Genomic DNA, 17,758 nt, shown 5'->3' with positions numbered 1-17,758 from the left:
ATCAGTTCAGCAGCCGTGTCAGCTTGGTGATGAAACGCCCCAGTTCGGGCTGCCGCACCTGCTGGCTGGCCCGGACCGGCGATAACCACTGGCGTCCCCGCTGACACTCCTGCCATTCGGGCTCCGGCAACTGCTCCGTCACCTCCAGGGCGTAGACGGTGACCTCACACCAGTTGCCCCACTTTGCCTGGCGATACTGCCCCAAAGCCGGCAACTGGACCCGACCACGAATGCCCGCTTCCTGCTCCGCTTCGCGACAGGCGGAAGCAATGTCACTGAGCCCCGGCTCCACAATGCCCTTGGGCACACTCAAATGGCGCCCACTGCTGGAACCGATCAGCAGGATTTCCAGCTGACCGTCCAGATAACGGTAGGGAATCACCGCCGATTGACGGTAGTAGTAGGCCGGTCGCTGTCGCCATTCGTCCACAGCCTGGCCATGGGGAAAGGGAAACTCACTGGACAGCGCCCTGGCGCGCACGATGCGCTGCAGTTCCGCGTTGCCCGGCGCCAGCTCGGACCAGCCGCCCTGAAACCGCAACTGGGCCAGGGTGGCGGTGGGCATCAGCTTACCGTCCTCCGGCGTCGCCGGTGGCTGCGCCGGCAGCACCCGTACCAGCTGCTCCAGACCGGGGTTGTGACCCACCAGCAGCAGCCGTTCGGTGCTGTCCGGCGTCTTCGCCAATACCGCCAGCAGATCCTCGACGCTGGCCATGTACAGCTGGCGATCGGTTTCCACCTCTGCCACCGTGTGCCCCATGGCCTTGACGCACTTCTCCGCCGTGGCCAGCGCGCGCTCGGCAGGTGACGCCAGAATCTGGTCCGGCTCCAGCGCCTGCTCCTGCAGCCAGGCCCCTATGCGCTGAGCCCCCAGCTTGCCGCGTTTTTTCAGCGGCCGGTCGTAGTCAGCCACCGGCTCACGCCAGTCGGACTTGCCGTGGCGCAGCAGCAAAAGCTCGCGGGCTCCGGCCGCCTGAGTCATAGTGGCAGTACCTCCCGGTCACACAGATCCGCCAGCGCAGCGAAATTAACCCGGCCGGTCGCTTCATACACGGTCACGTCGGCCAGGGCGTGAAGGTAATCCTCCTCCACGGGTTGCGTGGTGTCCTGATGAAAGCGTCCGTCCTGATGCTGATAGAACGGGCCCGGCGACTTCATCACCGCCCCCAGCAGATCACGGCGTTCGTTCAGGTCCACGGCCTGAACCGATAACGGCGCCTCGCCCTGCCGCTGCCAGTTGAGGATCACCAACGCCTGCAGCGGCGCCTGCTGGACAATTCGCTGCTGGCCGTAGAGGTCGTCGATCATCACATCGTACTTTTCTTCCAGGTCCCACAGCTGGTCTCCCGGCAGGGCCGCCAGCGCCGCCCGCCGGTCGGCGTCGATCAGCGGGTGCAGCCGCGGGTTGTAGACGATGGTGCCGGGATTGACCCGCGGCAGCTTGGCAATGCCCGCCGCCGCCACTTCACCGGCGCGGGCACGTACAAACAACCGGTCGTTGGACAGATAATGGGTGCCGGGGCGCTCCATCAATTTTAGCATCAGGGTGGACTTGCCGCCGCCGGAGAAGCCGGCCAGCGCCAGTGAGCGGCCACCACGCTCAATGCCTGCGGCGTGGCAGATCAACCAGCCCCGCTGCTGCAGCCAGTTCATGTGCTGCGCATTGATGAAATTGATCACCTGGTTGTCGTTGGCCAGACACGGCCCTGCCGCCAGCCGCGCACCCTGGCACTGCAGGAACACCATGCCGGTACGTACCTTCTGTACCAGACGGCCACCGGGCACATCCAGGTAGGCGTCCTTGCGCCCCCGCTTGCTCGCCTCCCGGCGCCAATCCATGAACGGCAACGCCAGCTCCGGCGCCGCCCGTTCGATGGCCACCACCTCGATATCGGCGTGGTCGCCAGCGGTGACAACGTGATGGAAGTAGCGTTCGAGACGGTCCAGCAGCGCGCCACTGTTGCTGGCCACCCGCAGACGGCAGTCACCGAGGGCCAGCAGCAAGGTACGGGGAAGCAGTGCCGCGCCACCCTGCAATTGCTCCCGATAGCTCTGCAGTACATCCACTGTCATGACAGCGCCTCCAGCACGTAATCGGCGTAGGCACTGGCGGCGTCGATTCCGGCGCCCTCCAGTGCGCCCCGGAAACCACCAAACGCCGACACCTCAAAGACGATGGGGCCCTGATCGGTCTCTGCCACATCCACCGTGGTGAAGTCGAGCTGGAACGGTCGCTGGGCCTGTCGAGCCAGCTCGATCAGCTCAGCGGACGGTTGATAGCTGGCGTAACGTCCGCCACTGTGAATGGTGGTGTTCCAGCTCTCGCCCTGGGCCTGACGGGCATAGGTGCCCAGATACTCGCCACCGAGAAACACCAGGCCCAGGTCCTGGCCACCCAGGGCCAGTCGGCGCTGCAGGTACATCATCGGGTTGTCGGCCTTGAAGGCTGCCACCTGGGCCGCCAGCTGCGCTTCGGGCTGGTCGGCATCGATCAGGGTCATGCCCCGGGCCTTGGTGGAAAACAGCGGTTTGAACACCGCCTGGCCAAAGCGCCGTACCGCCGCCACCGCTTCGCCGACATCTTCGGTGATGACCGTCTCGGGCATCGGAATGTCCGCCTGACGCAGCGCCAACGTACAACTGAGCCGATTGACCAGCCGCAGGATGCTCCGGGCCGGGCTGAAGACCCGCACGCCACAGTGTTCCGCCTGACACAGCAGCTCAATGCGGTCCAGCATGTCCGGGCCATAAACCGGGCTGACCTTCTTCACCACCAGCGCGTCGAGGGCGGTGAGGTCATTGCCGCGCCAGGTAAGAGTCGGGCCTGACAGGTCCAGCGCCACCTCAGCCAGGTCGATCACCAGACGGTGTCCGGTGCGTTGTTCCAGGGCGTCGGCCAGCACTTCGGTGGACCATTTGCCGGGGATCCCGACGACGCCGATCTTCGGCTTATTCAACAAATATCTCCTTCAGGGGCAAGCGGAACTTGTCAACGCGCTGGGGATCGCTGGCAAGCACCAGCTCCAGCAGATAGCGGGCCCGCAGAAACATGCTGCGGGCCAGCGACTTGTCGAGTACAAAGCGGGTCGACGAGGCAAACGAACGGGCCAGCCCCAGGGCCAGGCGAAAATCGAAGCTGTCGTCCTGCTGCTGTTTGGCAAACCGCCGTGCGGCCCGGTACTGGGTCTGGGCGACGGCCATGATGCGCCGGCGGATCACCGGATCGAGAATCTGCAGCCGGTAATTAGAGACCATGAATACCGAGACGTCCTGGACATAGTCCATGTACTGGGACCGGTGCAGATCAATGAAGTTGATGCGCCGCTCCATCGGGTCGTAGATGATGTTGTCGACATTGAAATCGCCGTGGATGTACACCGAAAACGGCGGTGGCACCTGCCGTTCCCGTGCTTCGGCGGCTTTGACCAGCGCATCGAAGGGCGGGATGGTCACCCCGCACAGTTCGGTTTGCTCGGCCCGGAATTCCGGGTGGAGCTTGTAGACATTGTCCTGGCGCTTGGCCAGTTGCTGCATGAACAGTGCCGGCACCGGTTCCGAGGTCCGGGTTTCGGTCCACACCGACCGCAGGGTGCGTGACAGCTGGGTCTGGGCCTGGGCCAACAACTCGTCATCCCGCCCCAGCACCAGCTGCTCAAAGGTCAGCCCCGGCAGATGCTCAATCAGCAGGGCGGCGGACTCACCCCGTTTCTTGTAGTTGAGGATGCGCGGCGCCAAGCCCGGGTAGATCTCGTGCCAGCTGTTAACCCCCTTGCGCTCTTCTTTCACCTTCTGCTTGAGGCCGTCCTTGTAGATTGCCAGGTAGCCGTCGTCGTTGCTGGCAGAGACCCCGGCAATGGTACTGCCGGAGCGGGTTTCGGCGATGGTTTCCACCTGCAGGCCGTCGCCATCCAGCTCCAGGTCACCAATCAGCGCCTGCAGTGAGTGGTAGCGTTCGAAGCTCACCTGCTGGCCCAGATTGGCGGAGATGATGGCCTCGCTGATCCGCAACAGCGCCCGCCCCATGTGGCGGAAGTTTTCCGCCAGCAGCAGCGCCCGTACCCGCACCTCGGTGTCATCCCGCTGCCGCAGCGCCGCAACGTGGCAGTCGTAGAGCTGACGGTAACGCTGCTCCAGCTGTCGATCCAGTTGCCCCAGGGCGGTGGCCTGGCTGGTGTCGTTGTCCTGCACCGCCGGCTCAATCATCGACAGGCCGGTGCGGACAGTCTCCAGCAATCCCACCAGCACCTCAGTCTGCAGTCCGTCCAGGGAATCCAGGGGTTCGAGCTGGTGCAGGCACTCACGACACAGCTCGGTCAGGCGGTCGAGATCGGTGGCGATGGTTTCCGCCGCTCGCAAGGTCAGGTAGCTGGCGGTGCGCCGTTTCTTGCGACCGGCCAGTTTTCCCACCGACACACTGTGGATGCGCAGCTTCAGATTGTAGGCATAGCCGGCCCGATCGAGGATTCGGCGGGCCATGGCGGCGGTGGGACGACCAGACAGGTAAGTCTGCAGATTGGCTAGCTGGGAATCGACCTCAACGATCAGGAAGCGCAGGTTTTCCTGGACCGCTTCAGGTAACCGGATCGTCATGGAAAGCCCCCAGGTAGGTCGGCGTGGGATCGGGGGACTGCGAATCCGGGCGAAGAATCTCCGCCACTGCTTCGGCGAGATAGGGTTCCGACAGACGATGGCTGGCCAGCTCATCCCGATGCAGCCACACCACTTCCTGCTGGTGCTTGTCCGGATGGTGGCCATTATGGGGTGAGTAGTGCTCCGGCACCTCGCACAGAAACACCATTTCGATCAGGTGGCGCTGGGTGGAGCGGCACCGGAAATAGTCGGCGACCCAGATCAGGTCACGCAGCGCCACCTCGGTGCCGATTTCCTCCCGGCACTCCCGGGCGATGGTCTGCTCCAGGGTCTCCCCGGTCTCCTGGCCGCCACCAGGCAGAGCAAAGTACTCGCCACGCTCCTCGCTGAACTTCCGCAACAGCAGCACGCGCTCCTGCCGCACAATCAACGCCCGCGCAGTATTTCGTATTTCAGGTTGCAATTCAGTCATATAGCGGTCCAGTTGCGGGATAAGGGCCAGCCCCCTTATACCATGTATTAGCGGGCTCATTCTTTACAGTAAAATGACAGCAAGGCCGATGCCACCCCCAACTGGCAACATCACTTTTGCTATCCTGTGAGTCTGCCCCTTGTCTTACAGGACCCACGACTCATGCCCAAGAGCCCACGTTCCGCCCTGGCCCTGAGCCTGACCCTGCTTACTCTCGGCTGCAACGAGCCAGCACCACCAGAGCAGAGTCCGCCAGAACAGAGCTCGCCAGTGCCGGAAAAATCGGCAACCCCGCCAGCGACGGTCGCCAGCCCGGTTTCCGGTACACTCCGGCAGCACCCTTTCCAGCCCGATCAGGCCATCCTCAGGGACGGCACCCTGGAAATCCGTCAGGGCACCGACTTCTTCCCGGACCTTGCGGTGGAAATTGTCACCTTTGAGTCCGAAAGCCTCGCCGGCAGAACCCTCACTGCCGACACCACCCCTGCGCCCCACCTCCGGCTCGGTTACAAGGCCCCCGATGCCAACCTGCCCGACACCGAAATGGTTCTCTCCGGCTACCAGCTGCAACTCAGCTTTGGTGAGGCACAGCCTCTCGGTCTGCCTTACACCCTCAGTCTCAGCGTTCCCGAGCACGGCACCAAGCTATCTGGTCAGGGCCTGGCCACCTTCCTCGACATTGCCCTGAAAGACGGCAATATCGACCGCCACTGGGACAGTTTCGACACTCTTGACTACCTGGCCCAGCAGCACTTGGCGCAAAGTGCGCCGGCAATGGCACTGGGCGAGCGCTTTGGCGTCACCCTGCAGAGCTTTGGCGACGACCATCCCAAACGCGGAGTCATCGGCTTTGAGGTCACCGACGACAAGGGCGAGGCCTCTACCCTCAAAGTCCTGCTCCGCAAGGACGCCGACGGCTGGCAGGTCAGCCAGCAACTGGACACCAGCCAGCTGCCCCAGGCTCACCAGGCACTGCCAGCGTCCGATCTCAGCGACCGAACCCGTGACGGCCTGCTGGCAGAACAGGCGGCGGCCCGCCATCTGGAAACCGAGCTGAACCGCGAAGGACAGATGCCCCAGGTCCGCGCCAGTAGGGTTTCCTGCCGGCTGACCAAGGATCGGGACCGGGCCAGTTGCCATACCACCCTGGGCATGCGAACAGGCGATGACACCCAATGCGAGATCCGCAGCCATCTGCTAAGCAAAACCGGCGGTGAGTGGCAGGTGCGCGAGGCCATCGCCAATGACCAGCAGGTCAATTACCAGAGCGGCGAACTGGAGCCTTACCGTCCATTCACCCCCAGCTGCGAATAGCGCTCAGGAAGCGGCTCCGGACGATGCCGAATCGCAGCGGTAGATCCGCACCCGGTTGAACTCCTCGAACTCGTGGAGGTCCGGCCAGGTGCGGGCTTCCGCCACCGTCTTCAGCTGGTAGCGGTCATCACCCAGATCCCGCACCCGGGAGTCGGCCAACAACACCGTGGGCGCGGCGTCATGGAACGTGGCCAGCAGCGGCCGGTTGTCCGGGTCGTAGAGCACGTCGGCGGCGGTGATCACATCGATGCCTGCCGGACGGCGGAAGAAATCCTCACACCGGGCCACCGTTACGCCATTGGTGAGCGCGTTGGCCTCGGCGGCATCCAGCGCGGCGGGATCAAGGTCACAGGCAATGACATCGCGAGCCCCGGCCCGAGCCGCCGCAATGGCGACAATGCCGGAGCCACAGCCAAAATCCAGCACCCGCTTGCCGGCCACCGCCTCCGGGTGACGCAGAATCCAGGCCGCCAGCACCTGGCCACTGGCCCAGCAGAACGACCAGTAGGCCGGCGCGTCCACCACCGCCTGGGCCTCGTCGTGACTGAGCGGCCCTTCCAGAACCTGGGGATCAAACAGCCACAGGTTGAGGTCTGGACAGCCCGCCGGCCGGGTCTGTGCCACCCGGCCATGGGGCAGGGTCTGCTGGAGATGCTGGTCGAGCCGTCGTGCAGCGGCCGGAGAAGCAGAGGCTGGAGAATCGGAGGACATCGGGCTTCCTGGTCAGGTCATCAGAATCGATAGCGCGCTATTGTAAGCCGCACACCCGGCAACGCCACCCCGGGAACCTCTGAAACCGACGACGGGTTCGTTATACTGGCCCCTACGTCCCTTACCACTCAGCCAGCGCCGAGACCGGCGCCGGCCCAGGATCGGCAAGCCCACACCCTGTCAGGAAGCCCGAACATCATGAGCGCCCGCGCCAACACCAACGATTACCTCAACCTGTTCCTTGCGGATACGCCACTGATGGATGTCCGGGCCCCGGTGGAGTTCACCAAGGGCAGCTTCCCCGGCGCCGTCAACGCGCCACTGATGAACGACGACGAACGCCACCGTGTCGGCATCCGCTATAAGGAAAAGGGCCAGGCCAGTGCCATCGAGCTGGGCCACCAACTGGTGTCCGGCGACCTCAAGGCGGAACGCATCGCCGCCTGGAAACGGTTTGCGATCCAGCACCCGGACGGGTACCTGTTCTGCTTTCGTGGTGGCCTGCGTTCCCAGCTGACCCAGCAGTGGCTGAAGGACGCCGGTATCGATTACCCGCTGGTGGTTGGCGGCTACAAGGCGCTGCGTCGCTTTCTCATCGACAGCCTGGAGCAACTGGCCGCCAACGCCCCGCTGCGCATCCTCAGCGGCCGCACCGGCACCGGCAAGACCCGGGTATTGCAGAACCTGCCCAACCCGCTGGATCTGGAAGGCCTGGCCAATCACCGGGGCTCCAGTTTTGGCCGCCAGGTCACCCCCCAGCCCAGCCAGATTGACTTCGAGAACGCGCTGGCGATCGCCCTGCTGAAAGCCTGTCACCTGCGCCAGGGGCCGATCTACCTGGAAGATGAAAGCCGGCTGATTGGCCGTTGCGCGCTACCGGACACGCTGCGCGAGCGCATGGCCCAGGCGGACCTGATGATCCTCGAACGGCCCATGGCCGAACGTGTTGCCATCATCCGTGAGGACTACGTTGAAACCATGCTCGCCAGCTACCGCGAACGGGATGGCGAGGAAGCCGGCTGGTTCAACTTCAGTGATTACCTGCTCAGCGCACTGGACCGCATTCGCCGCCGCCTTGGCGGCGAGCGCCACCGCCGCTTGCGGCAAAGCATGGAAGACGCCCTCACCCGACAGCTGGCCGGAGCCGGCCTGGACGGCCACGACGCCTGGATTCAGGACCTGCTGGAGAACTACTACGACCCGATGTACGACTACCAGCTCAGCCAGAAAGAAGGCCGTATTGCAGTACGGGGAACGCCGGACGAGCTGGTGGCGTGGAGTCGGCAGTAATCGATCTGCAATCCCTACCGTACTGTCATGATCGGGTACGCCAGTGCAGGCATACTCTGCTATAAACATCCGCAAGCCTCCTGGTTATGAGCATCACTGCCGACCAGGCGCGGTCATAACACGAATGAAACAAAGGAGTTTCCAATGGAAGACCTGTTTGGAGCGAACGGCGCTGCCTCTGGGCTGATCGACCAGGCAACGGCAATGATTGTCGCCTATGCCCCCAAGGTAGTTCTGGCCCTGGTGACGCTGATCGTCGGCCTGTGGCTGATCAAGCGACTGATGAACATGCTGGAAAACCGGCTGACCGCCAAGGACCCCACCCTCAGCAAGTTTCTCTGTGGACTGATCGGCATCACCCTGAAGATCCTGCTGCTGATCTCGGTGGCCTCAATGGTGGGCATTGCCACCACCTCGTTCGTTGCCATCATGGGTGCCGCCGGCCTGGCCGTGGGCCTGGCGCTGCAGGGCAGCCTGGCGAACTTTGCCGGCGGCGTGCTGATTCTTATCTTCAAGCCCTTCAAGGTAGGCGATGTGATCGAAGCCCAGGGCTACCTGGGCACCGTGGTGGAGATCCAGATTCTCTACACCGTGCTCAACACCTTCGACAACCGCCGCATCATCATCCCCAACGGCAACCTGTCCAACGCCAGCCTGATCAATTACAGCGCCTACAACACCCGCCGCTGCGATATGAGCTTCGGCATCGGCTACGGTGACGACATCGAGAAAGCCAAGGGCATCATCCGTCGGCTGATCGAGAACGACGACCGCGCCATGACCGATCCGGCACCCATGGTGGTGGTCGGCGGCCTGGGCGAGAGCTCGGTGGATTTCACCGTACGGGTATGGCTGAAAGCCGAGAACTACTGGCCGTTCTATTTCGACATGCAGGAAAACGTCAAGAAGACCTTCGACGCCGAGGGAATCTCTATCCCTTTCCCACAGCGCGACGTGCATTTGTATAAGGCCGACTGAGGCCCCTCACCCCGGCCGGAACAGTCTGTTCCGGCCACCCTCCTGACTCGCACTACCCTGGTGCAGCTGTTCGCAAAACGTCACATAAATGCCCTCGCATTCCGGAACGGCTCAGCTAAGCTGTCGGGTAAGGAGTCTGGAGCACCGGATTCCAGCCACGCCGGTTGGCGCGCCGATCGGCTAGCTGTCATTGCTGGTAGGAGGTTGTAACGATGCCGGTACAGCAGTTAAAAGAATTTCTCGACCAGGCAGGCGTGGAGTACATGTGCCTGCCCCATCCCCCCGCGTACACCGCCCAACAGCTGGCCCATCACGTCAAGATCGCCGGCGACCGGGTGGTCAAGACCGTGATCATCGAGCTGGACGGCAAGATGGCCATGCTGGTCATGCCCGCCACCTGGCGGGTGAAATGGCAACGACTCAGCAACATTCTCGATACCGACTTTGTCGACCTGGCCGATGAGCAGGCCTTTCAGGACCGCTTCCCGGACTGCGAGGTCGGCGCCATGCCACCGTTCGGCAACCTGTTCGACATGTCGGTGTACTGTGCCGAGGCCCTTACCGAACAACCGGAACTGGCGTTTGCGGCCGGCACCCACACCGAATCCATTCACATGAAAACCGCCGACTTCCTGGCACTGGTGCACCCGGTGGTGATCAACCAGGGCTTCACCAAGCCCGGGGCCCCCAAGCCAGCCTGGCTGAAGAAGGGCCAGAAACCCCGCAAGATGGCACTGGACGAGATTATGACCTCGGACGTGCTGGGCTATTGAGCGAGGTGTTGCAGTGGCCGCGCTTGTGCGACCGCTGCCAGCGCGTAAACTAGGGTTTTCCGGCCGGGGCGCGGTTGCACCGGCCGCTGGACACACTCCAGACAGGACACCCTATGACAAGCGCGTACGACATTGTGGTGGTGGGCGCCGGGATGGTGGGCGCCGCCCTTGCCACCGGCCTTGGCCAGAGTGGACTTTCCGTGGCCCTGGTGGACCGGGACACGCCCTCCCCCTTTGATTCCTCACAGGCACCGGACCTGCGGGTCTCCGCCCTCAGCGCCGGCAGCGAACGTTACCTGCGGCAGCTGGGCACCTGGCCGCTGATGGCCGCCATGCGGCTGACGCCCTATCGTCGCCTGGCGGTGTGGGACCAGTCCCCGCACCCACTGTCGACACTGCTGCCGCGGCCGCTGGCACGCACCACCTTCGATGCCCAGGATCTCAGCACCAGTCACCTGGGCCACATTGTCGAGAACCGCATCACCCAGAGCGCCCTGTGGCAGTGCGCCGAACAGCAGGACAGCGTGACCCTGCTGACCGGTCAGGCCGTCACCGGCCTCAGTTCCGGGCCTGACGGCGCCCGGGTGGAACTGGCCGACGGCCGCCAACTGGCCGGCCAACTGGTGGTGGGAGCCGACGGCGCCCAGTCGCCGATCCGGAGTCTGGCCGGCATCGGCACCGAGCGTGACCAGTATGGCCAGCAGGCCATGGTGCTGTCGGTGCGCTACCGCGGTGGGGTTGAAGACATCACCTGGCAGGGGTTCTACCCCACCGGTCCCCGGGCCTTCCTGCCTTTGCACAGCGCCGGCGACCAGTACCCTGGCGAGAGCTGGGCCTCGCTGGTGTGGTACGACCACCCGGACACCCTGGCCCGGCTCAAGCAGTTGACGCCGGAAGAACTGCTGCAAGAAGTTCAGCAGGCGTTCCCTGACAACCTGCCTCCCCTGACCCACCTCGACGGCCGGGCCAGCTTTCCCATTGCCCGCCAGCACGCCAAACACTACGTTCGGGACCGGGTGGTACTGGTAGGCGATGCCGCCCACACCATCAACCCGCTGGCGGGTCAGGGTGTCAACCTGGGGTTCCAGGACGCCCAGTGCCTGCAGGCGCTGCTGCGGGAATGCCGTCGCAGCGGCACCGATCTGGCCAATGCCGCCACCCTCGCCCAGTACGAACACCAGCGCCGCCCGGCCAACCGCCGCATGATGCTGGCAATGGACCTGTTCTACCATCTGTTCAGCAACCGCCTGCCGCCACTGCACCTGGCCCGTAACCTCGGCCTCGGCCTGGCCCAGGCCATGCCCTTTGCCCGCAACCGGGTGGCACGCTATGCCATGGGCATTGAGGAACAGTGGCCACCGGCCCTACAACTGCTGATCAACCGTTTGCCCGGGCTCAGTTCCCACTGAGCCTGAGCAGCAAGCCAATCACCGCCACCCGCAAGGAGCCGCCCCGATGTCAGAAACTATTTTCGACAAAATCATCAACCGGGAGATTCCCGCCGACATCGTCTATGAGGACGATCTCAGCCTGGCGTTCCGGGACATCAACCCCCAGGCTCCGGTACACCTGCTGATCATCCCCCGGCGGCGCATTGCCACCATCAACGACATCCAGGAAGCGGATCGAGAACTGCTCGGGCACCTCTATCTGGTAGCCGCCAAGCTCGCCGCCGAGATGGGCTTTGCCGAGGACGGCTATCGGGTCGTGATGAACTGCGGAGAGAGCGCCGGCCAGACCGTATTCCACCTGCACCTTCACCTGCTGGCCGGCAAGCCCCTGGGCTGGCCGCCGTACACCGACACCATGAAGCAGACCTAAGAACGGTTCATCACAGAGGAGCGTGGAAGTACGTTCTCGCCATTGGAGGGCACTACGACCAGCCCTAACCCGGCTCACGCGCCGGTTTGGAGTCGCCGAGCGGCGGAAAATCGGTCGCTGTGCAGACGATTGTTAAGTCCTTTGGCGTACGGTATCCTGAACATGGTCAACATCCTGTACAGGAGCAGCCTTATGGATGCCATTAGTTATACAGCCGCCAGAACCAATCTGGCGAAAACCATGGAGCAGGTCTGTGAAGACCATTCCCCTGTGGTCATCACCCGGAGCAAATCGCAGTCCGTGGTGATGATGTCCCTGGAGGACTACGAGGCGCTGCAAGAAACGGCATACCTCCTGCGCGCGCCAAAAAACGCCCGCCGTTTGCTGGAGTCCGTTGCCGAGCTGGAGCAAGGCGGTGGTCGAGAAAAGGATCTTCTTGAATGAAACTCGTCTTCTCTGAGAACGCCTGGGAAGACTATCTGTACTGGCAAAAAACCGACAAAAAGATTCTTAACCGAATCAACAAGCTGATCAAGGAGACCAAGCGAGAGCCGTTCGAAGGTGTTGGCAAACCAGAGCCCCTCAAACACAGCCTCGCCGGATACTGGTCTCGCCGGATCAACGAAGAACACCGAATAGTTTACAAAGTCACGGATGACGCTTTGCTTATCGCCCAGCTCCGGTATAACTACTGATTTAACGCCGGCGTAATGGGCCGGTTTGGAGGCACGAAGCGGCGGAGAATCGGTCACTGTGCAACCGATTGTTATGTTTTCGATGAAATGCGGAGTGCCAGATGATACTGGAGGATACCAGCGTCTGGATCGACTACTTCAAGGGGGCCGAAAACCCGCACACTGATCTGCTTGATACCTCCATCGTCCAAGGGTCTGTCGCTATCGGCGACCTCATATTTCTGGAGATCCTTCAACGAATCCGCGACGACAAACAATACCGTCAGACCAAACAAAGCCTGCTCGCTCTGGATCAGTACGAAATGTTTGGCAAAGAGATGGCTGGAAAGTACGCCGACACCTATCGGGCGCTCCGCAAAAAAGGAATCACGATCCGAAAAACCGCCGCCACCATCATCGCGACGTTCTGCATAGAGAACAACCTCCCGCTGCTCTTTCTGGATCGGGATTTCGTTCCATTTGTTGACCACTTAGGACTCGAACCGGCTCTGCGAGAAACATAACGCCCTGGCTTTGCGGCGTGCCCGGAGCGCCAGCGTAGGCGCGTCCGACAACAGCCATTGGTCAAATGTTTGTATGCGCATTACCATGCGCGTAGACTCAAGTTGTAGATGGAAAAGCTACCTGGAGATCCCCATGGCCGAACTCTATGATTTAGCCGCGCCCAAAAAAGCCGCGAACCTCTCAATCAATAGCGATCTGCTGCGTAAGACCCGAGAATTGAACATTAACTTGTCCGCCACCCTGGAGCGAGCTCTGAAAGAAGAACTTGCGAAACGCGAAGCAGCACAATGGATTGAGGAAAATCGTACTGCCATAAAAAGTTACAACGACTTTGTCGAACAACATGGGTGCTTTGGCGACGAATTCAGGGAGTTTTAATGGCACAGTTCGATGTGTACCCCAACCCAAGCAAAACCAGCAAAGCGCACTACCCTTACCTTGTCGATATTCAGAGCAGCCTCCTGAGCGATCTGGCAACTCGAATCGTTATTCCTTTGGGCAAACGTTCTGCCTTTGGAGGCAAAGCCATGCAAGGACTCACACCGGAAATCAGCTTTGCCGATCAGGAGCTGCTGCTGTTAACCCCGCAAATCTCCTCCATACCAGAAAAGCATCTCAAAAACCCTGTTGGTTCCCTCTCCCATTTTAGGGAGCAGATTGTTGGGGCCCTGGATCTTGCTGTCACTGGCATTTAATCGGGATAGGGAGGCATCTCACGGCGCCCCGAATGCCATTCGACTTAAGACATTTAACTATAAAAATCAAACAATTAGATGATTTTAAAAACGGGAGACAGTATTTTGAGCTCCAAGCCCATCCCCTCGGTTGACTTCAGGCGCAGAGACAACTACCTGTTTGCTTCATTGATACACTTCCTTATGTGATAACGCCGGCCACAGGTTTGGCAGTCCGTTGCTGGCCCTTGTTATACGCTGGCGAATACTTCTTTCAGTATTTCATTTGTTTCAATCTGGTCAAATATTTCGGGATCAAAATAGTCTCCAGCCCATTCTGTTAAATCTTCATGTTCAGGATGGTTTTCATCAACCCATTTCTCGAGAAATTCAGCATATCCCCATACACCGCCAACATCTTCAGGTGGGCAGCCTCGCTTGCCCTTGATACACGTTGGTAGAAATTGCTCTTTATCGTAAGGGAGAACTTTTTCCAATGTGACTTTATGCTCCCAGCCATCACCAAAATCATACTCATATAGAATTGAGTCGCCTTCATTTTTTAAGATATCTTTTACCTTAAAATTGAGCTCGTCCTGTAACTCATCATCCCAATCCATTCCAAATTCCGGATCTACCATTCCATATCTTGACATTCCAGATATGAACTGATGTAAATGAGAATTCGTCCAGCCCATGACAATCTGAATTGTGCGGTGAAATTCTTCAAGTGTAGATGTATTGGATATCAAGAAACGTCTCCAGATTGGTGGACGAATCCCCTTTAATTGGACCTTCAGTTGATAAACTTCTCTTAAATTACTAACCATACTTGTTTACTGTTCTACCTAAGCGTATAGACATTATGACTCCCCACTAGAGGGCTGCCCCCGCTTCGTGGGTTAGCCTCAGCCAGAGCCATAATTTACGTGTTCTCATGCGTAAAATTGGGGGCAGCACCATGAAAAAACATAGCACACTGTTCATCGGACTGGATACGCACAAAGACACCATTGCCGTGGCCTACGCCACAGATTCCCGAACCGATCCAGTCACTTACGTGGGCACCATTGGCACCCAGCACTACGCCATCCGAAAGATGGTCCGGCAGTTCGAGTCCCGACATCCAGGCTGCCAGCTTCAGTTCGTGTATGAAGCCGGCCCTTGCGGTTACTGGCTCTATCGATTGCTCTCAAGCTGGGACTATCCCTGCTTCGTGGTGGCGCCATCCATGATCCCGAAGAAGCCCGGCCAACAGGTCAAAACCGACAAGCGCGATTGTATGCAACTGGCCCAGTTGCTGCGCAACGGCGACATTGATCCCATTTATGTGCCGGAACCGGAAGATGAGGCCATCCGCGATCTTTCCCGAGCCCGGGAAACTGCCATGTGGGATCTCAAAAACGCCAAGAGCCAGCTCAAGGCGTTCCTGTTGCGACAGGATATCCGCTACACCGGTTCAGCCAACTGGTCGGCCGCACACCTGCGCTGGCTCTCCGAACTGGTCATGCCCACGCCGTCCCAGAACACCGTGTTCCGGGAAATGCTCTACACCATTGTCGAACGCCACAAGCGTCTCGAACGGCTCGATAACGAACTCAGCTACCAGGTGCGGCGATGGCGGTTCTACCCACTGGTCAAAGCCGTCCAGGCGCTACGGGGTGTTCAGTTGCTGGTCGCTACCAGCGTTGTCGCTGAACTGGGGGATCTCCAGCGCTTCGACAACCCCAGGAAGCTGATGGCATACGTTGGTCTAACGCCCAGCGAACGATCCAGTGGCAGCCGCCGTCGGATCGGGCCACTGACCTGTGCCGGCAACAAACGGGCAAGACGCATGCTGATCGAAGCAGCCCATGCCTATCGATACCCGGCCAAAACCTCCCGGATCTTGCAGCAGCGCCAGGAAGACTTGCCCAAGGCCATTGTGGAAAAGGCCTGGGATGCTCAGGTCCGACTCTGTCGACGCTATCGATCGCTGATGCAGCGCGGCAAACATCGAAACGTGGTCGTGGCCGCCATTGCCAGAGAACTGGTCGGTCACATCTGGGCGATTGCCCGGGAAGTGGTGATCGCCAAACCCGATCCAAGGTTGATGCTATGACAACGATTATGGGACAGGACAGGCGCTTCAGGCCGCGGAGTGTGAAGCAACCCTCGACGCGCGTTAGGAAGCCTGGCTGACGACTCAGACCAGACGCTCGCTCATAGACGGAGGACCGGCTTCACGACGGAAAAGTAAGGTGGTGAGAACCCACGGATATCAGCATGAAAACCGTCGACGATTACTGGCCTCAGCGTCTGTCCTGACCCGCCCTTTACCGCGGGAATGTAGCTCTGAAAAACGGGCCTGGACCGGTGTTTGCCTCTTGACGTGGGGAGTCATATCAACGCCCTGGCTTCTCGGCGCACCGGAGCGCAGGCGCGTCCAACAACAGCCATTGGTTAAGCTTCCTCGAAGTCCAGGGGATGGATTCCATCCAGGTTGACCGTGTTGCGGGCCACCCATAGATCGTACATATCTTGCATCGCCAACCAACTCTCAGGAGAACGCCCGAGAACCTTGGATAGTCGAAGCGACATTTCCGGGCTAATACCACTATTCCCTTTGAGCAGCCGAGACAAAGTGGAGGGAGAGACCCCCAAACTGGAAGCAAGCTGACGGGAACTGATATCAAAAGGCTCCAGGTACACTTCCCGAATGAATTCACCAGGATGCGGCGGATTATGCATAGCCATTAATGATAATCCTCATAATCAGGAATGTAGGCGTTACCGTCCTGAAATTCGAACGTCATGCGCCAATTTCCGGTAACACGAATCGACCACCGCCCTTTGTCTCTAGCCTTCAATGGATAAAGCCGGAAACCCGGTATATCCATATCTTCCACCGAAGTGGCCGTGTCCAGCGCAGCCAGCTGCATTCGCAGCTTCTTGGCGTGGTCAGGCTGTATGCCTGACGTGTTGCCACGTCGAGTAGAACCGTTTCAGCCCTTTGTGACGAAATGATTTAATCAGGAGGGGATTATAGCGTGTTGCGCACTGCGCAACAACAAAGCTTAACGCCCGCCATCACCGGTGACAGAACCGCAGCGAAGCGGAGGTTTTGGCAGCCGGTGCATGGCCTGGTGTACGCCCAGCATGGGCATGAACTAATGGGGTGAAAGCCCCCTGTGGGAAGATCACCGTTCAGCCGGTTTCACCCGATTATGCCCTGGGCCCGATTTCAGATACAGCACTCCACGGACGAATATTCTTTAACTGATCCTCAAGGGCATCTTCCGCAATCTCAATGTCGTAGGCTGCCTGAGCTCGCAACCAGTAGCCATTGGACAAACCAAAAAAGCGACAAAGTCGCAGGTCCGTGTCTGCGGTTACCGAACGCTTTCCAGCAATAATCTGGCCTATCCTCTGAGCAGGCACCCCAATCTCTTTGGCCAAGCGGTATTGAGAAATACCCATCGGCTCAAGAAACTCTTCCTTCAGTAACTCCCCTGGCGTTACAGCTTCAATGTTGCGCATGAGTTACCTCCTAATGGTAATCAACAATTTCGACATCTTCCGCGCCAGCCTTGGTCCATCGGAAGCAAACCCGGAACTGCCTGTTGATTCGGATGCTGTGCTGACCTTGGCGATCACCAAGCAATGGCTCCAACATATTCCCGGGTGGTACTTTAAGATCATCCAACTGGCTTGCAGCCTGGAGTTACCGAATTTTCCTCAAAGCAACTCGCTCAAAATTGACGAAGCGTCTAACTCGGCGTCCGCTTGCCAGCTTCTCGGCATTTTTACACTTGAACGATATGATCATATAGAAATGGTGACGCAGAGCGTTAATAACGTAAAGCGTTAGTATGCGGAAAGTAGGCTGAGTGAGGTGCATAACGCCCGGCTCACGCGCCGGTTTGGAGCCGCAGCGCGGCGGAAAAGCGGTCACCG

Annotated in this window: 23 protein-coding genes; 12 read left to right on the top strand and 11 right to left on the bottom strand. The window is 60.1% G+C overall.

All coding sequences use genetic code 11. From position 1 onward, the window contains the following. Position 1: 1 nt before the first annotated feature. The 5 genes from J2887_RS01570 to J2887_RS01550 are packed head-to-tail and all read right to left on the bottom strand — an operon-like array spanning position 2 to position 5,062. Positions 2 to 982, bottom strand: a complete 981-nt coding sequence (locus J2887_RS01570; protein WP_227173682.1) for a histidine phosphatase family protein — start codon at positions 980 to 982, stop codon at positions 2 to 4. After that, positions 979 to 2,073, bottom strand: coding sequence for an HprK-related kinase B (locus J2887_RS01565; protein WP_227173680.1), 1,095 nt, complete (start codon positions 2,071 to 2,073; stop codon positions 979 to 981). Before J2887_RS01565 ends, J2887_RS01570 begins: the two co-directional genes overlap by 4 nt. Further along, positions 2,070 to 2,957: a GAK system ATP-grasp enzyme gene (locus tag J2887_RS01560; RefSeq protein ID WP_227173678.1), complete on the bottom strand. Its 888-nt coding sequence runs from the start codon at positions 2,955 to 2,957 to the stop codon at positions 2,070 to 2,072. Before J2887_RS01560 ends, J2887_RS01565 begins: the two co-directional genes overlap by 4 nt. Further along, the gene (locus J2887_RS01555; protein WP_227173676.1) at positions 2,950 to 4,590 is read right to left on the bottom strand and encodes a phosphotransferase; all 1,641 of its coding nucleotides are present in this window, start codon (positions 4,588 to 4,590) and stop codon (positions 2,950 to 2,952) included. Before J2887_RS01555 ends, J2887_RS01560 begins: the two co-directional genes overlap by 8 nt. Then, a complete protein-coding gene (locus J2887_RS01550; RefSeq protein WP_227173674.1) occupies positions 4,571 to 5,062 on the bottom strand; it encodes an NUDIX domain-containing protein in 492 nt (163 codons plus the stop codon). Before J2887_RS01550 ends, J2887_RS01555 begins: the two co-directional genes overlap by 20 nt. A gap of 162 nt (positions 5,063 to 5,224) precedes the next feature. Between J2887_RS01550 and J2887_RS01545 the strand changes: the two genes are divergently transcribed. After that, on the top strand, positions 5,225 to 6,376 hold the full coding sequence (locus J2887_RS01545; RefSeq protein ID WP_227173672.1) for a hypothetical protein: 1,152 nt from the start codon (positions 5,225 to 5,227) through the stop codon (positions 6,374 to 6,376). Between the two features lie 3 nt (positions 6,377 to 6,379). Here the strand turns inward: J2887_RS01545 and J2887_RS01540 are convergent, their stop codons facing one another. Further along, positions 6,380 to 7,087, bottom strand: a complete 708-nt coding sequence (locus J2887_RS01540) for a class I SAM-dependent methyltransferase (protein ID WP_227173670.1) — start codon at positions 7,085 to 7,087, stop codon at positions 6,380 to 6,382. Positions 7,088 to 7,285: 198 nt separating this feature from the next. On the opposite strand from J2887_RS01540, the gene mnmH reads away from it, so the two are divergent. From mnmH to J2887_RS01490, 10 genes are all read left to right on the top strand, one after another. Next, positions 7,286 to 8,377 carry a tRNA 2-selenouridine(34) synthase MnmH gene (gene mnmH, locus J2887_RS01535; protein ID WP_227173669.1) on the top strand — a complete coding sequence of 364 codons (1,092 nt, stop codon included), beginning with the start codon at positions 7,286 to 7,288 and terminating at the stop codon, positions 8,375 to 8,377. Between the two features lie 144 nt (positions 8,378 to 8,521). Continuing rightward, positions 8,522 to 9,355 carry a mechanosensitive ion channel family protein gene (locus J2887_RS01530; protein WP_227173667.1) on the top strand — a complete coding sequence of 278 codons (834 nt, stop codon included), beginning with the start codon at positions 8,522 to 8,524 and terminating at the stop codon, positions 9,353 to 9,355. 212 nt (positions 9,356 to 9,567) lie between these two features. Further along, positions 9,568 to 10,128, top strand: a complete 561-nt coding sequence (locus J2887_RS01525; protein ID WP_227173665.1) for an aminoacyl-tRNA deacylase — start codon at positions 9,568 to 9,570, stop codon at positions 10,126 to 10,128. 113 nt (positions 10,129 to 10,241) lie between these two features. Continuing rightward, positions 10,242 to 11,537: an FAD-dependent monooxygenase gene (locus tag J2887_RS01520; protein ID WP_227173663.1), complete on the top strand. Its 1,296-nt coding sequence runs from the start codon at positions 10,242 to 10,244 to the stop codon at positions 11,535 to 11,537. A 46-nt stretch (positions 11,538 to 11,583) separates the two neighbouring features. Further along, the gene (locus J2887_RS01515) at positions 11,584 to 11,949 is read left to right on the top strand and encodes a histidine triad nucleotide-binding protein (RefSeq protein ID WP_227173661.1); all 366 of its coding nucleotides are present in this window, start codon (positions 11,584 to 11,586) and stop codon (positions 11,947 to 11,949) included. Between the two features lie 192 nt (positions 11,950 to 12,141). Then, complete coding sequence (locus J2887_RS01510) at positions 12,142 to 12,393, top strand: type II toxin-antitoxin system Phd/YefM family antitoxin (RefSeq protein WP_227173659.1); 252 nt, start codon at positions 12,142 to 12,144, stop codon at positions 12,391 to 12,393. Beyond that, the gene (locus tag J2887_RS01505) at positions 12,390 to 12,644 is read left to right on the top strand and encodes a Txe/YoeB family addiction module toxin (RefSeq protein WP_227173658.1); all 255 of its coding nucleotides are present in this window, start codon (positions 12,390 to 12,392) and stop codon (positions 12,642 to 12,644) included. The genes J2887_RS01510 and J2887_RS01505 overlap by 4 nt, the downstream gene beginning before the upstream one ends. A 101-nt stretch (positions 12,645 to 12,745) precedes the next feature. Beyond that, a complete protein-coding gene (locus J2887_RS01500) occupies positions 12,746 to 13,147 on the top strand; it encodes a PIN domain nuclease (RefSeq protein ID WP_227173656.1) in 402 nt (133 codons plus the stop codon). 133 nt (positions 13,148 to 13,280) lie between these two features. Next, the gene (locus J2887_RS01495) at positions 13,281 to 13,526 is read left to right on the top strand and encodes a type II toxin-antitoxin system CcdA family antitoxin (RefSeq protein WP_227173654.1); all 246 of its coding nucleotides are present in this window, start codon (positions 13,281 to 13,283) and stop codon (positions 13,524 to 13,526) included. Next, positions 13,526 to 13,843 carry a CcdB family protein gene (locus J2887_RS01490; protein WP_227173652.1) on the top strand — a complete coding sequence of 106 codons (318 nt, stop codon included), beginning with the start codon at positions 13,526 to 13,528 and terminating at the stop codon, positions 13,841 to 13,843. The genes J2887_RS01495 and J2887_RS01490 overlap by 1 nt, the downstream gene beginning before the upstream one ends. Before the next feature lie 230 nt (positions 13,844 to 14,073). Here the strand turns inward: J2887_RS01490 and J2887_RS01485 are convergent, their stop codons facing one another. Beyond that, entirely contained in the window at positions 14,074 to 14,652 is a 579-nt protein-coding gene (locus J2887_RS01485; RefSeq protein ID WP_227173650.1) for a plasmid pRiA4b ORF-3 family protein, read from the bottom strand. Positions 14,653 to 14,783: 131 nt separating this feature from the next. Between J2887_RS01485 and J2887_RS01480 the strand changes: the two genes are divergently transcribed. Then, a complete protein-coding gene (locus J2887_RS01480; RefSeq protein WP_227173627.1) occupies positions 14,784 to 15,923 on the top strand; it encodes an IS110 family transposase in 1,140 nt (379 codons plus the stop codon). 341 nt (positions 15,924 to 16,264) lie between these two features. On the opposite strand, the gene J2887_RS01475 is transcribed toward J2887_RS01480, so the two are convergent. The 4 genes from J2887_RS01475 to J2887_RS21790 form a co-directional block, all read right to left on the bottom strand. Next, on the bottom strand, positions 16,265 to 16,558 hold the full coding sequence (locus J2887_RS01475) for a HigA family addiction module antitoxin (RefSeq protein WP_227173649.1): 294 nt from the start codon (positions 16,556 to 16,558) through the stop codon (positions 16,265 to 16,267). Next, complete coding sequence (locus J2887_RS01470) at positions 16,558 to 16,743, bottom strand: type II toxin-antitoxin system RelE/ParE family toxin (RefSeq protein WP_267461609.1); 186 nt, start codon at positions 16,741 to 16,743, stop codon at positions 16,558 to 16,560. Before J2887_RS01470 ends, J2887_RS01475 begins: the two co-directional genes overlap by 1 nt. A 283-nt stretch (positions 16,744 to 17,026) precedes the next feature. Next, a complete protein-coding gene (locus tag J2887_RS01465) occupies positions 17,027 to 17,341 on the bottom strand; it encodes a HigA family addiction module antitoxin (RefSeq protein WP_227173647.1) in 315 nt (104 codons plus the stop codon). Between the two features lie 10 nt (positions 17,342 to 17,351). After that, entirely contained in the window at positions 17,352 to 17,477 is a 126-nt protein-coding gene (locus J2887_RS21790) for a type II toxin-antitoxin system RelE/ParE family toxin (RefSeq protein WP_416381905.1), read from the bottom strand. Positions 17,478 to 17,758: the final 281 nt, after the last annotated feature.

Source organism: Marinobacter sp. CA1, from assembly GCF_020546665.1.
GTDB classification, from domain to species: Bacteria; Pseudomonadota; Gammaproteobacteria; order Pseudomonadales; family Oleiphilaceae; genus Marinobacter; species Marinobacter xestospongiae.
Note: the sequence above shows the minus strand (reverse complement) of the source record. Positions and strands in the feature narration are given on the sequence as shown.